Annotated in this window: 16 protein-coding genes; 7 read left to right on the top strand and 9 right to left on the bottom strand. The window is 75.1% G+C overall.

The genetic code is table 11. The features are described 5' to 3' along the window. Positions 1-8: 8 nt before the first annotated feature. Positions 9-1,466, top strand: coding sequence for a cation:dicarboxylate symporter family transporter (locus AC0IVP_RS06750; protein WP_056295916.1), 1,458 nt, complete (start codon positions 9-11; stop codon positions 1,464-1,466). 65 nt (positions 1,467-1,531) lie between these two features. Here the strand turns inward: AC0IVP_RS06750 and AC0IVP_RS06755 are convergent, their stop codons facing one another. The 3 genes from AC0IVP_RS06755 to AC0IVP_RS06765 all read right to left on the bottom strand — a co-directional run bounded on the left by AC0IVP_RS06755 (position 1,532) and on the right by AC0IVP_RS06765 (position 3,798). Continuing rightward, positions 1,532-2,452, bottom strand: a complete 921-nt coding sequence (locus AC0IVP_RS06755) for an alpha/beta fold hydrolase (RefSeq protein WP_471755416.1) — start codon at positions 2,450-2,452, stop codon at positions 1,532-1,534. 39 nt (positions 2,453-2,491) lie between these two features. Next, positions 2,492-3,241, bottom strand: a complete 750-nt coding sequence (locus AC0IVP_RS06760) for a ZIP family metal transporter (protein ID WP_471755418.1) — start codon at positions 3,239-3,241, stop codon at positions 2,492-2,494. Positions 3,242-3,324: 83 nt separating this feature from the next. Then, positions 3,325-3,798, bottom strand: a complete 474-nt coding sequence (locus AC0IVP_RS06765; RefSeq protein ID WP_471755420.1) for a DUF2000 domain-containing protein — start codon at positions 3,796-3,798, stop codon at positions 3,325-3,327. A gap of 78 nt (positions 3,799-3,876) precedes the next feature. Between AC0IVP_RS06765 and AC0IVP_RS06770 the strand changes: the two genes are divergently transcribed. After that, positions 3,877-4,338, top strand: coding sequence for an Lrp/AsnC family transcriptional regulator (locus tag AC0IVP_RS06770; RefSeq protein WP_056295905.1), 462 nt, complete (start codon positions 3,877-3,879; stop codon positions 4,336-4,338). A gap of 3 nt (positions 4,339-4,341) precedes the next feature. Here the strand turns inward: AC0IVP_RS06770 and AC0IVP_RS06775 are convergent, their stop codons facing one another. From AC0IVP_RS06775 to AC0IVP_RS06785, 3 genes are read right to left on the bottom strand one after another with little or no spacing between them, the layout of a single operon-like run. Further along, positions 4,342-4,920 (bottom strand): hypothetical protein, encoded by a 579-nt coding sequence (locus tag AC0IVP_RS06775; protein WP_471755422.1) that lies wholly within the window; start codon positions 4,918-4,920, stop codon positions 4,342-4,344. Continuing rightward, a complete protein-coding gene (locus AC0IVP_RS06780; RefSeq protein ID WP_471755424.1) occupies positions 4,917-5,468 on the bottom strand; it encodes an RNA polymerase sigma factor in 552 nt (183 codons plus the stop codon). Before AC0IVP_RS06780 ends, AC0IVP_RS06775 begins: the two co-directional genes overlap by 4 nt. A gap of 32 nt (positions 5,469-5,500) precedes the next feature. After that, on the bottom strand, positions 5,501-6,691 hold the full coding sequence (locus AC0IVP_RS06785) for an AAA family ATPase (protein ID WP_471755426.1): 1,191 nt from the start codon (positions 6,689-6,691) through the stop codon (positions 5,501-5,503). 86 nt (positions 6,692-6,777) lie between these two features. On the opposite strand from AC0IVP_RS06785, the gene AC0IVP_RS06790 reads away from it, so the two are divergent. Further along, a complete protein-coding gene (locus tag AC0IVP_RS06790; protein ID WP_471755428.1) occupies positions 6,778-7,377 on the top strand; it encodes a hypothetical protein in 600 nt (199 codons plus the stop codon). Positions 7,378-7,405: 28 nt separating this feature from the next. Here AC0IVP_RS06790 and AC0IVP_RS06795 read toward each other — a convergent pair whose 3' ends face one another. Beyond that, a complete protein-coding gene (locus AC0IVP_RS06795; protein WP_471755430.1) occupies positions 7,406-8,074 on the bottom strand; it encodes a TVP38/TMEM64 family protein in 669 nt (222 codons plus the stop codon). 209 nt (positions 8,075-8,283) lie between these two features. Between AC0IVP_RS06795 and AC0IVP_RS06800 the strand changes: the two genes are divergently transcribed. The 4 genes from AC0IVP_RS06800 (at position 8,284) to AC0IVP_RS06815 (ending at position 11,272) form a co-directional block, all read left to right on the top strand. Further along, on the top strand, positions 8,284-8,856 hold the full coding sequence (locus tag AC0IVP_RS06800; RefSeq protein ID WP_471755432.1) for a SigE family RNA polymerase sigma factor: 573 nt from the start codon (positions 8,284-8,286) through the stop codon (positions 8,854-8,856). Further along, positions 8,853-9,860 carry a hypothetical protein gene (locus tag AC0IVP_RS06805; RefSeq protein WP_471755434.1) on the top strand — a complete coding sequence of 336 codons (1,008 nt, stop codon included), beginning with the start codon at positions 8,853-8,855 and terminating at the stop codon, positions 9,858-9,860. The genes AC0IVP_RS06800 and AC0IVP_RS06805 overlap by 4 nt, the downstream gene beginning before the upstream one ends. Beyond that, positions 9,857-10,234, top strand: coding sequence for a hypothetical protein (locus AC0IVP_RS06810; protein WP_471755436.1), 378 nt, complete (start codon positions 9,857-9,859; stop codon positions 10,232-10,234). The genes AC0IVP_RS06805 and AC0IVP_RS06810 overlap by 4 nt, the downstream gene beginning before the upstream one ends. 120 nt (positions 10,235-10,354) lie before the next feature. Beyond that, entirely contained in the window at positions 10,355-11,272 is a 918-nt protein-coding gene (locus AC0IVP_RS06815) for an AEC family transporter (protein ID WP_056295884.1), read from the top strand. A gap of 6 nt (positions 11,273-11,278) precedes the next feature. On the opposite strand, the gene AC0IVP_RS06820 is transcribed toward AC0IVP_RS06815, so the two are convergent. Further along, entirely contained in the window at positions 11,279-12,241 is a 963-nt protein-coding gene (locus tag AC0IVP_RS06820) for a carbohydrate kinase family protein (protein WP_471755438.1), read from the bottom strand. After that, complete coding sequence (locus tag AC0IVP_RS06825) at positions 12,238-12,888, bottom strand: class II aldolase/adducin family protein (RefSeq protein ID WP_471755440.1); 651 nt, start codon at positions 12,886-12,888, stop codon at positions 12,238-12,240. Before AC0IVP_RS06825 ends, AC0IVP_RS06820 begins: the two co-directional genes overlap by 4 nt. Positions 12,889-12,965 lie beyond the last annotated feature (77 nt).

Raw genomic sequence — 12,965 nt, forward strand, 5'->3', positions numbered from 1 at the left:
AGCAGTCCATGGCACAGCGCAGCGCCCCCCTCGACGGGGCACCGAAGGTCAAGCGCGACAAGACGCACTGGCTCTACATCGCGGTGATCATCGCCGTGGTCGCCGGCATCGTCGTCGGGCTGGTCTTCCCGGAGTTCGGCGTCGAGCTCAAGTGGCTGGGCACCGCGTTCGTCGGCCTGATCAAGATGATCATCGCGCCGGTCATCTTCTGCACGATCGTGCTGGGCATCGGCGCCATCCGGCAGGCGGCGCAGGTCGGCCGGATCGGCGGCCTGGCGCTGGGCTACTTCATCGCGATGTCGACCGTGGCCCTGGCCATCGGCCTGGTCGTGGGCAACATCCTGCACCCGGGTGAGGGCCTGCAGCTGACCGACGAGGTCCGCGGTGCCGGCCAGGAGCTCGTGGACACCAGCGCCGAGGGCGCACCCGAGGGCACCACCGGCTTCATCCTCTCCCTCATCCCGACCACGCTGCTGTCCTCGCTGACTGCGGGCTCGGTGCTGCAGGCGCTGCTGGTCGCGTTGCTCGTCGGCTTCGCCCTGCAGGCCATGGGCCGCGCCGGCGCCCCGATCCTCACCGGCATCGGGCACATCCAGAAGCTGGTCTTCCGCATCCTGGCGATGATCATGTGGGTCGCCCCGATCGGTGCCTTCGGTGCCATCGCCGCGGTCGTCGGCGCCACCGGCATCGACGCGCTGAAGAGCCTGGGCATCCTGATGCTGGGCTTCTACGCCACCTGCGCGGTCTTCGTGTTCGTCTTCCTCGGCGCGATCCTGCGGATGGTCGTCGGGATCAACGTCTTCACGTTCCTGAAGTACCTGGGCCGCGAGTACCTGCTGATCGTCTCCTCGTCGTCCTCGGAGACCGCGCTGCCCCGGCTCATCGCCAAGATGGAGCACATCGGCGTCAGCAAGCCCGTCGCCGGCATCGTCGTCCCGACCGGGTACTCCTTCAACCTCGACGGCACCGCCATCTACCTGACGATGGCCTCGCTGTTCATCGCCGAGGCCCTCGGCGACCCGCTGAGCCTGGCCGAGCAGATCAGCCTGCTGGTCTTCATGATCATCGCCTCGAAGGGTGCGGCCGGGGTCTCCGGCGCCGGCCTGGCCACGCTGGCCGGTGGCCTCTCTTCGCACCGCCCCGAGCTGCTGGACGGCGTCGGCCTGATCGTCGGCATCGACCGGTTCATGTCCGAGGCTCGCGCGGTCACCAACTTCTCCGGCAACGCGATCGCCTGCATGCTGGTCGCCACCTGGACCAAGGAGCTGGACCGGGAGCAGATGTCGGCCGTGCTGGCCGGCGACCGCCCCTTCGACGAGACCACGATGCTCGACGACGACCACGGCCCCTCGACCACCGAGGGCGACCCGGTCGACGCCGCCCCGGCCAGCGGCACCAACGCCGGCCCCGGCCAGCGCGACGCCGGATACGCCGAGCGGTCCCTCGCCAAGGACTCGCTGACCTGATCCGCACCCCCTGACGCCGACGCCCGCGCCCCCACGAGGGGACGCGGGCGTCGTGCTGTCCGGGTTCAGCGGGTGACGGCCGCCCGGACGGTGTCGGTGATCGCGGTGACGCCCTGTGGGGACCACAGCATCGAGAAGTGGTCGGTGTCGGGCACCTCGACCGCGGTGATCCCGGCCGGCTCCAGGCCGAGGCCGGCGAGCCGGACCTCGTCGTAGAGCCCAGGGGTCTCACCGAGCAGGCCACGGGTCGCCCACAGCAGGGTCGCCGGCACCGGCAGGGAGGCGCTGGCCTCGCGCACCATCTCGTCCAGCAGCACCTCGCCGCCGTCCACCCGCACGGCCCGGTCGACGACGGCGCTGCGCAGCCCGTCGCCGCTGGGCACCAGGTCCCGCTGCACGTAGGCGTCCACCGCCGGGTCCTCCAGCCACGGCCCGACCGCCGGGTGCTGTGCCCACCAGGCGCGGGCGTCGTCGAGGTCGGCGAAACGGAGGTCCAGGCGTTCCAGGGAGGGCCCGAGGACGGCGGCCAGCATCGCGTCGACGTCACCGGCCGGCGGGACGGCGAGCTGCAGCCCGCCGTCGACCAGCACCAGCCCGTGGACCAGGTCGCGGGCCGGGCCGGCGGCGGCCAGGGCGGCCACGAACCCGCCCATCGAGTGCCCGACCAGCACCGCCGCGTTCGCCCCGCCCTCCCGGTCGGCGCCGTACGCCTCGAGCACCGCGGTGACGTCGTCGGCGTGCGCCTGCAGGCCGTAGACGCCGGGGACCTCGGCGCTGCCGCCGCGCCCGCGCAGGTCCACGGCGACCACCTCGTGCTCGCCGGCCAGGGCGGCGCCGACGGCGGTCCAGGCCGCGGCGTTGGCGGTGATGCCGTGCACCAGCACGACCAGGGGCGCCGAGGGCGCGTCGGCCGCCCAGTACAACGCAGCCAGCTCACCACCCTCGACCGGGACGCGGATCTCCTCGGGGGCGACGGGTTCGATCATGGGCTCCCCCTGCCCACCCCGTTCCACGTGGAACCGGCCTCAGGCCATCTCGATGGCGAAGGCCACCAGGAAGCCCAGTGCGGTGATCAGCCCGGTCCAGGTCCGGGTCTCGGCGAACGCCTCCGGGATCATCGTGTCCGCGATCATGGTCAGGATCGCGCCCGCGGCGACCGCGGTGATCACCGCGATCACCTCGGGCGGGGCGCTGCCCAGTGCCAGGTACCCGACCAGCGACGACAGCCCGGACAGCACCGCGATGCCGGACCAGACGCCGAAGACGTAGCGGGCCGAGCGTCCGCTGCGCTTCATCCCGGCCGCGCTGGACAGTCCCTCGGGCACGTTGGAGATGAACACCGCGGCCAGCACCGGCAGGCTCACCGCCCCGCCGGACAGCAGTCCGACGCCCAGCACGACCGACTCCGGGACGCCGTCCAGCAGGGCACCGACGGCGATCGCCGCCCCGCTGCCGGACTGCTCGTCCTCGCTGGGTTGCTGCCCGCCCGAGCGCTTGCGGTGCCGGGCGCCCCGCCGGGCCAGCAGGGCGTTGGCGCCCAGGTAGACCACCGCACCGCCGAGGAACCCGACGGCCGTGGCCGGCAGTCCGCCGGTCTCGGCCGCCTCGGCCATCAGGTCGAAGGCCACCGCGGAGATCAGCACCCCCGAGCCGAACGCCATCACCGAGGCGACGACGACCTGCGGCACCCGCAGGGACCAGGCGACCAGTGCGCCCAGCACCAGCGCGCCGCCACCGAGCAGGCCCCAGAGCCCGGCCTCCAACCACGTGGGCACCGCCCACCTCCCGTCGTCGGGGACGGCGGTGCCCACCGGCGCAGGGCCCAACCGGTCGGCAGGGCTCTGCCGGTCAGCGGGGCTCAGCCGGTCAGGAGGGCCAGGCGCTTGGTGATCGCGGCGACCCGGTTCCGGGGTCCGACCAGGCTCACCGCCCGGCAGGCCAGCCCGGCACCGGGCGTGGTCGCCAGCTCGGCGAGGTAGCCGTCGTAGACCCGGTGGGTCTGTGCGGTCCGGGGCATGTCCACGACCAGGACACCGACCGACCCCACCGCCTTCTCCCGGACGGCGGCCAGCTCCTCGGCGGTCGCGGTCAGCACCGAGCAGCCGGCCCACGGCAGGCCCGGGTGGTGCACCCCGTCGGCGTCCGGGCCGCCGTGGGCCAGCAGGTGGTCCACCGCCGCCCCGGTCGCGGCCGCCACGCAGGCGACGGCGTTCACCAGCTCACCGGCGGGCACCGCGGCGTCGACGACCACCACCCACTTCAGCCGGGCGTTGCGGGTCGGCTCGGCGGTGACCACCTCGTCGGGCAGGAAGCCGATGTCGTTCGCTGTCATGAGGCCACGCTAGGCAGATCGACGCCCTGCGTGGGCGCCTGCCGTACGTCGTTCGGCTGGAGCCGCCAGGATGGACGCGTGGACGAACTCGATGCGGCGATCCTGCGGGAACTGCAGTCCGATGCCCGGCGGACCAACCGGGACGTGGCGGCCGCCGTCGGGGTCGCGCCGTCCACCGCGCTGGAACGCACCCGGGCGCTGCGCGACCGCGGGGTGATCCGGGGCGCCACCCTCGACGTCGACCTCGCCGCCGTCGGCCGCCCGGTGCAGGCGCTCATCGCCATCCGGGTGCGGCCGCCGTCCCGCCGGGCGATCGAGGCCTTCCGGGACTGGGCGCAGGCCCAGCCCGAGACCATCGGGCTCTTCGTCGTCTCCGGGGCGGAGGACTTCCTGGTGCACGTGGCGCTGGCCGACAACCAGGCGCTGTACGCCTTCGTCGTCGACCGGCTCACCCAGCGGCCCGAGGTGGGCGACGTGCGCACCAGCGTCGTCTACGAGCACCTGCGCCGGCCGCCGCGGATCACCGCGACCGACGACTGACGCTCAGCCGAACGCGGCCTCGAACAGCGCCCGCAGCTCCGGGCTGTCCACCCCGCTGCCCCCGCAGGAGCCGATCGTGCCGCCGTCGGCGGTGAGCAGGTACGTCGTGCCCTGCTGCAGCTCCAGCGGGGCGCCGTCCACCACGTCGCCGGCGTCGCCCTGCACCACCTCGACGGTGTCGGCGACGTCGCCGGCGAAGCGCTCCGTCGTCTCCAGGGTCACGGTGCCGCCCGCGATGCCGGTGACCCGGGCGGCGAAGGCGACGTCGCTGCGGGCCAGCGTCTCGGGGGTGAGGGCGGCGCAACTGGCTGCCGGGCCGCCGCCGGGCTGGGCGGTCAGCACGGTCGGGTCCCCGCCGGCGGTCAGCCAGAGCGCTCCCCCGCCGACGGCGACGACGGCCGCGGCGGCACCGGCCAGCAGCAGTGCGCGCGGACGGCGGTGGGTGTCGGGGGTGCTGCTGGTCGGGGCGGTGCTGGTCACGGTGTCCTCCAGGAGCTGGTCCAGCCGGTCGGGCCGGAGTGCGGGCAGGTCGGGGAGGGGGTCGGCGGCGCGCAGTCGCCGGTCCAGGTCGTCGTCGGTCATCGGGTCCCCTCTCCTCGCAGTCCTGTGTCCGGCCGGGCCGCCGCTCTTCCCAGTTCCTCGCGCAGCCGCCCGCGGGCCCGGTGCAGCCGGATGGCGACCGCGTTCGTCGTGATGCCCAGCAGCTGGGCCAGCTGGGCGGTGGTCAGCTCGTCCCAGGTGGCCAGCCGGAGCAGCTCGGCGTCGGCGGGGCGCAGCCGGTCCAGGGCCGCGCGCACCACGGCGGCGTCGTCCAGCCGGCCGGCGACCGGCTCCGTGGGGTCGGGGACCGACGTCGGCTCGCTCCCGCCGAACCGCAGCGCCAGCCGGCCCTGTCGACGCCGCCCGCGCTCGGCGTTGGCCAGCTGCAGCCGGGCGATGCCGATCGCCCACGGCACCGGGTCGGCCGGGACGTCGTCCAGTCGCCGCCAGAGCACCAGCAACGTCTCGCCGAGCACGTCGTCGGCGGTGGCCGGGTCGGTGCGGCGGTGCAGGTGTCGGCGGACGGGCTCGACCACGGCGCGCACGACGCGCTCGAGGTCGGCCCGCCGCTGGTCCGGTGCGGTCCTCACGGGGTGCTCTGTCCGGGACCGCCGCCGGTCTTTCAGTCCGGGTGACGGAGCAGGTAGCGGCCGAAGTGCGGCACGGTGAAGGCGATCTGGCCGCGCTCGGCGCTGTAGACCAGGCCCTTCTTGATCAGCGCGTCCCGGGCCGGGGACAGCGAGGCGGGCTTGCGGCCCAGGGACACGGCCACGTCGGAGGTGCCGACGGCGGCCCCGCCCGGCCCGCCCAGGTCGGCCATGGCGTGCATGTACTCCCGCTCGGCGGGGGTGGCCCGGTCGTAGCGGGAGCCGAAGAAGCCCACTGCCAGCTCGGCCTCGGCGGCCGGGGCGGCCATCGCGACGTCGGCGGCGGTGATCGGGCTGGTGGCGGCGACGTCCCAGGTGACCTTGCCGTAGGCCTGCACGAAGTAGGGGTAGCCGTCCGCGGCGGCGTAGAGGGCGTCCAGGGCGTCGGCCTCGAAGACGACGTCCTCCCGCTCGGCCGGCCCGACCAGCGCCCGGTCGGCGGCGGCCCGGTCCAGCCGGTCGATGCGCAGGTAGCGGAAGAGCCGCTCGGAGTAGGACTTGGACGCCGACAGCACCGCGGGCAGGTGCGGCAGCCCGGCCCCGACGACGATCAGCGGGGCGCCCTGCTGGGACAGCTCGTGGCAGGCCGCGCAGATGGCGCTGACGTCGTCGGCCTGCACGTCCTGCATCTCGTCGATGAACAGCGCGATGCCGCTGCCCACGTCGGCGGCCACCCCGGCGGCGTCGGAGAGCAGCTCGACCAGGTCGATCTCCATGTCCCCGCTGTCGGCCCTCCCGGTCGCGGCCGGGACGTCGATGCCCGGCTGCCAGCGGTCCCGCACCTTCGCGTCCGGCGCCTGGCGCTGGGCGAAGGCCTTCACCACGCCGAGCACCTCCTGCACCGACTCCTGGTCCCCGTGCCGGGGGCCCAGCTCGCGCAGCGCCATGTGCAGCGCGCTGGACACCGGCCGGCGCAGCGACTGGTCGGGCCGGGCCTCGATCTTCCCGGTGCCCCAGCCGCGGGCGATCGCCGCCGAGCGCAGCTGGTTGAGCAGCACCGTCTTGCCCACGCCGCGGAGCCCGGTCAGCACCAGCGAGCGCTCGGGCCGGCCGTGCGCGATGCGCTCCAGCACGACGTCGAAGGCGGACAGCTCGGTGTCGCGGCCGGCCAGCTCGGGCGGCCGCTGACCGGCGCCGGGGGCGTACGGGTTCCGCACGGGGTCCATGTGTCGCACCGTATTCCGCTCTCTAGTCCCCGACGTAGAAGCTGGTAGAAGCGACTAGCGCGTGTCGCGGTGGGCAATCCCCCGGGGTGACCCGCGAACGCTTCGACGGCTGGATCCTCGGCACCGGGACGACGTCGGGCACCCGGCTCGTGCTGGGCCACTGGCCGCGCTCCCCGCTGGGCGCGGTGTCCGACGTGATGGCCGAGCGCGCCGACGGGCACCGCACCCTGCTCGCCCAGACCGCCGAGCTCGCCGACTTCGTCGCCGCCACCTACTCCTTCGACGAGGTCCGGGTCGTCGACGTCGCCGTCGGGCGGGTGGCCGAGCACTGGGCGGTGGACGCCGGACCGCTGCGGCTGCGGGTGCGCGCCGGGCGCCGTCCGGGCCTGGGCTGGCTGCTGCGCGCCGTCCCTCCCCCGCTGGCCCGCACCCCCGCCTGGGTCGGCCTGCTCGACGGCCCGGCACAGCTGCTCACCGGCCTGCACACCCGCGGCTCGGCCGGGAACGGGCGCACCGAGTGGTACGGCGTGCAGGACCTGCACCGGCTGCGCACCGTCTCCGCCAGCTGGGACGGCGCCCCCCTCGGCGGGCTGGCCCGCGTCGACCCGCCGGTGCGGTTCGGCTTCGGCTCGGTCCCGGCGGAGCCCTCCGTCGTCCGGGTGACGACGACGGTCGACGTCCCCTAGACCCGTCTGGGGCTGTCTTGCCCTGGCGCTAGAGGGCTGTAGATCGCTGCATACGCCGTCGGCGGGTGAGCACCACGGCCACCACCACGACGACGACGAGCGGGACGGCGCTGACCAGCAGCGTCCAGCCGCCGCCCGTCGAACCCACGGTCGCGCCGATGCCCACGTGCAGCACGGTGCCCGGCAGCAGCCCCAGCGCCGAGCCGGCCAGGTAGGCAGACCACCGGATGCCCGACAGCCCGGCCGCGTAGCTGACCAGCGTGAACGGGGCGACCGGGGTGAGGCGGCCGAGCAGCGTGGCCAGGAACCCGCGGCCGCTCAGTGCCGCGTCGGCCCGGGCCAGCCGCGGGCCCGCCAGCCGCTCCACGGTGTCCCGGCCCAGCGCCCGGGCCAGCCCGTAGCCGGCCGCCGCGCCCAGCACGCCGCTCACCCAGGCCACCGCCAGCCCGCCCCAGAACCCGGCGACCACCCCGGCCAGCACGCTCAGCGCCGTCCGCGGCACCGGCGCCAGCGTGGCCAGCGCGCTGAGCGCGATCAGCCCGACCCAGCCCCACGCGCCCGCGTCGGCCAGCCAGCCGCGCACCGCCGTCACCGACGGCAGGTCGACGGTCAGCGCCACGACGAGCCCGGTCAGCACCAGGGCGACCAGCAGCCCGGCCCGCACGGCCTGCGCCGTCGTCACCCGGCCCCGTCGCACGCCCCCAGTCTGCCGCCCGCCCTGTGACCCGTCCCCACCCGTCGAGTGAGCACCCACGGTCCCTTCGGGGCGCCCGAAGCGACCGTGACTGCTCACTCGGCGAGCCCGGGCGCGGGGCCGTGACCGGATCGTTACCCGGGTGGTGTCGGGTGTCCGGGGGGATCGACGCGTCATCAGGAGTGAGGGCACACACCGACGACGGGAGCAGCATGCCGAGCAGCAGCGACGCGTTCACCGACTTCGTCGTCCAGGTCGAGCGCCCGCTGCTGCGCACCGCCTACCTGCTCACCGGCGACCACGGCCACGCCGAGGACCTGGTGCAGAACACCCTGGTCAAGGCACACCGGCACTGGGGCCGGGTGCAGGCCGCGAACTCCCCGCTGGCCTACGTGCGCCGGGTGCTGGTGACCACGCACGTCAGCTGGCGACGGCGGCTGTCTACGTCCGAGCAGGTGATCGAGACCGTGCCCGAGCGGGCCGGTGAGGACCCGCAGGCCCGGCAGGCCACCTCGGACCTGGTGCGGGCGGCGCTGCGGGAGCTGTCGCCGCGGGTGCGCGCCGTCGTCGTGCTGCGCTGGTTCGAGGACCTCACCGAGGTCGAGACCGCCCGGGTGCTGGGCTGCTCGACCAGCACGGTCAGCACCCACGCGGCCCGCGGCCTGGCCACCCTGCGCCGGCACCTGGCCGAGGTCGACCCGCCCGCGGACCCCGACGACCGGGCCTACGCCCGGCCCGGCAAGGCCCCCGCCAGCCCCGACACCGCCACCCGGAGGACCTCGTGACCGACGTCCGCACCCTGCTGCACGACCTCGCCGACGAGGCCCCGGCCGCCCACGGCGCGGACACGGCCGACCGGGCGGTCGACGCGCACCGCCGGCAGGACCGCCGCCGACTGCGCTGGGCCGGCGTCGCCGCAGCCGCCGCCCTGGTGGTCGCCGTGACCCCCGCGGTGCTGGACCGGACCGGTCCGTCCGACACCGCGGCCACCGCGGTGGGCACCGCCGACCTGGGCCTCTACGACCTGCCGACCCGGGGGTCCCTCGCCGGCGACGGCGACCTCGTCGCCCAGGCCCTGGCCGCCAGCTGGGACGACGGCATCCCGCTCAACGACGTCGGCGACGTCCTGGACCCCCTCCCCGACACCCGGCAGGTGGCCTTCCTCGGCGAGGTGCCCGGCGGCCAGGTCTGGGCGCTGGTGCTCGGCCGCACCGGCACACAGCTGGCGCAGGCCTGGTTCGCCGACGTCGACGCCTCGGACGGGGTGGAGCTGCAGCTGGTGCAGAGCCCGCAGCGCACCTACGGCGACGTCCCGCTGGCGCTGGTGGACCTCGACGGGGCGACCGGTCCGCTGGTCGTCGTCGGGCTGCCGGGTGACCGGTTCGAGTACGCACCGGACGGGTCGGGGGGCGAGCCGAGCCGGTCGGTGGCCTACGGGCGGCTGGCCGCCGAGGACGGCGTCGCCGTCGCCGAGGTGGTCGCCGACGGGGACTCCGCGGGCTGGCCCTCCTACCGCGTCGTCCGGGACGACGTCGTGGTCCTGCAGCAGGCGCCCTCGCTGTTCCAGTCGAGCGAGCCGCTGGGCCCGTACGAGACGCCCGGTGGGCCGCCGGTGCTGCGCGACCCGGTCTTCGCCCCGCTGGCCGCGCAGTGCCTGACCGGCCGCGGCTGGAACGTGACCACCAGCAGCGACGGCACGGTCGGCCTCGACTTCCCGCTGGGCCAGGTCCTGGTCATCGAGTTCCTGGACGCCGTGGACGCCTGCGCCGCCGAGATCGGGTACCCGTGAGGCGTTTGCTGGCCGGGGCGGCCCTCGTGGTGTCGGTGCTGGCCGGCTGCGAGTTCGGGGCGACCACCTGTACCGCGATGGGCTACGGCACCGGCCTCACCGTCAGGCTCGACGACACCTGGCCGGAGGGGCCGCTCCGGACCGTCGAGGTCGACTGCGGCGAGAACTGCCAGTCCGGCCCGGCGGTCACGGTGGACGCCGACGGCGTGGCGGTCTTCTCCCTGTCCTACCCGCCGATCCCCTTCACCGTCCGCGTGCTGGAGGAGGGTGTGGTCGTCGTCGAGGAGTCGGTCGCCCCGGAACTCGTGCGGGTGGGCGGCACCGCCGAGTGCGGCGGCCCGACGGAGGCCGAGGTCGTCGTCCCGGCGCCGTAGCCCGTCGAGTGGGCGGTGGTGCTGGTCTCCCGGGCCCGGTGGGCAGACCAGGGGTGCACTCGGTGCCACGCGGGGGCCGGGCCGCAGACTGGGGGGCGTGCCGACCCGCCTGCCGCCCGCGTGACGGGGGTCCTGACCGGGTTCGTGGTGATCGGGCTGATCATCGCGGTCGGCTACGTCGCGGCCCGGCGTGGCGTGCTGCCCGACGGCGCGCAGGTGGTGCTGGCCCAGGTGTCGTTCCGGGTGGCCACCCCGGCGCTGCTGTTCACCACGCTGGTCGCCGCGGATCTGGGGCAGGTGTTCTCCGGGACGCTGTGGGTGACCTCGTCCGCTGCGCTGGTCTGCGCGGGGGTGTTCCTGGCGGTCGGCGCGGTGCGCCGGTGGGGCGTGGGCCGGACGACGATCGGCGCGCTGTCGGCCGGGATGGTCAACAGCGCGAACCTCGGGATCCCGATCGCGGTGCACGTGCTGGGTGACGCGACGCTGGTGGCCCCGCTGCTGCTGTTCCAGCTGGTCGTCTTCGTGCCGGCCGCGGTGGTCGCGCTGGACCTGTCCGGCCCGGACGACGGCACCCCCCGCTGGGTGCGGCTCACCGCGCCCTTCCGCAACCCGGTGCTGGTCGCCTCGGTGCTCGGCCTGGTGGTCGGCGCCCTGGGGTGGACGGTGCCCGAGCTGGTGCTCGAGCCGCTGACCCTGCTGGCCTCCTTCGCGATCCCGGCGGTCCTGCTGGCCTACGGCATCTCGCTGCACGGGGCGCCGGTGCCCGGCCGCGGCCCCGACCGTGGGGCGGTGCTGCTGGCGACCGCGCTCAAGCTGGTGGTCATGCCGGGGACGGCGTGGGCGCTGGGGGCCGCGCTCGGCCTCACCGGCACCGACCTCTTCGTCGCCGTGGTGCTGTGCGCGCTGCCGACGGCGCAGAACGTCTACACGTACGCGGTCGCCTACGACACCGGTCAGCGCATCGCCCAGCAGACGGTCACCCTGACGACGGCGGGCTCGATCCCGGTGCTGCTGGGCGTCTCGGCGCTGCTGGGCTGAACCGGCTCAGGCCGGCGGCGGGCCCCCCACCTGGTCGGCACGCTCGGCCCACCACGCCAGGGTGGTCGGCAGGTCGGCGATGCCGGCGTCCGAGCCCAGGCCCTGGGCGACCAGTGCGGCCGCGGCGGTGGCCAGCCGGGCGGCGACCGGCAGCGCCCAGCCCTGCTGCAGCCCGACGACCAGCCCTGCGCTGAAGGCGTCGCCGCACCCGGTGGTGTCGACGACGTCCACGGCGAAGGCGGGCACCGGCACGGCCGGGCCGTCGCCGACGACGAGGGACCCGGTCGCCCCCGTCGTCACCACCACCGTGCCGACGCCGAGTCCCCGCAGCACCCGTGCCGCGGTCTCGAGGTCGTCGACGCCGGTCATCGAGCGCAGCTGGTCGTCGTTGGGCAGGAAGAGGTCGACGGCGGGCCACAGCGGGGTGAGCTGCTCGAGCACCTCGGGGCCGGCGCCCGAGCGCAGCACGTCCACCGAGGTGGTCGTCCCCGAGGCTCGGGCGTGCTGCAGCAGACCGGGGGCGACGTCGGTGGTGAAGGCGCCCAGGACGTCGGGCCCGCCCAGGTGCAGGTGGTCGGCCCGGGCGACCAGGTCCCGGTCGACGTCACCCGCCTGCAGCGTGGCGGTGACGCCGGGCAGGTGCAGCGTGGGCCGCTCGCCGTTGGGCCGGATGGGCAGGATCGTGGTGGAGGTGCCGCCCTCGCGGACCACCACGTGGTCGGTCTCCACGCCGTGGTCGGCCAGCAGCAGGAGGAGCAGCCGGCCCAGTGCGTCGGAACCGACGGCGCCGACCGACGTCACGCGGGCGCCCAGCTTGGCCAGGTCGACGGCGGTGCCGGCGCCGGTCCCGGCCGCGGTGATCCGGGTCTCCTCCAGCAGCACCCCGCCCTGACCCGGCGGGATGGCGGTGACCGGCCGGGCGTGGACGTCGACGATGTGCGGGCCGATGCAGACGACGTGCGGGCTCACGGGTCCTGCCTCTCGTAGCGGGCGGCGAGGACCTCGTCGAGCTCCTCGGTGCTGAGCACCCGGGGGCGGCCCAGGGCGGAGGCCTCGACGAAGAGCTCGCACAGCCACTCCAGGAGGTGGGCGCGCTCGAAGGCCTCGTCGAGGTCGGTGCCGTGGGTGACGGCGCCGTGGTTCTGCATGAGGGCGGCGGAGCGGTCCTGCAGTGCGACGGTGACGGCGCGGGCCAGGTCCGGGGTGCCGTAGCGGTGGTAGGGCGCCACGCGGGGGGCGCCGCCCAGTCGGACCGCGTAGTAGTGCAGCGGCGGCAGCACGTCCACGACCGTGGAGACGGCGACGCTGCGCAGGCCGTGGTGGTGCACCACCGCGCCGGCCGAGGTGTCGGCGTAGACCGCCAGGTGCAGGCCTGTCTCGGTCGAGGACCGCAGCGAGCCGGCGACCTGCCTGCCCTGCAGGTCCACCACGCAGACCTCGTCCGGGCCGACCCGGTCGTAGGGCACGGTCGACGGCGAGATCGCGACCAGGTCCCCGACCCGGACGCTGACGTTGCCGGCCGTGCCGGTGACGAGCCCCTGCGAGACGAGACGCCGTCCACCGTCGGACACTGCCTGGCGGGCGGTGCGCACGGCCGGGTCGTCGACGGGGTTCATGCGGGCGCTGGTGGGGCCGTCGTCATCGCCGTAACGTATCTCGAACAGCCGACATAAATAAAGACGTCAGGAGTGCC

It is taken from the genome of Klenkia sp. AC732 (assembly GCF_979256525.1).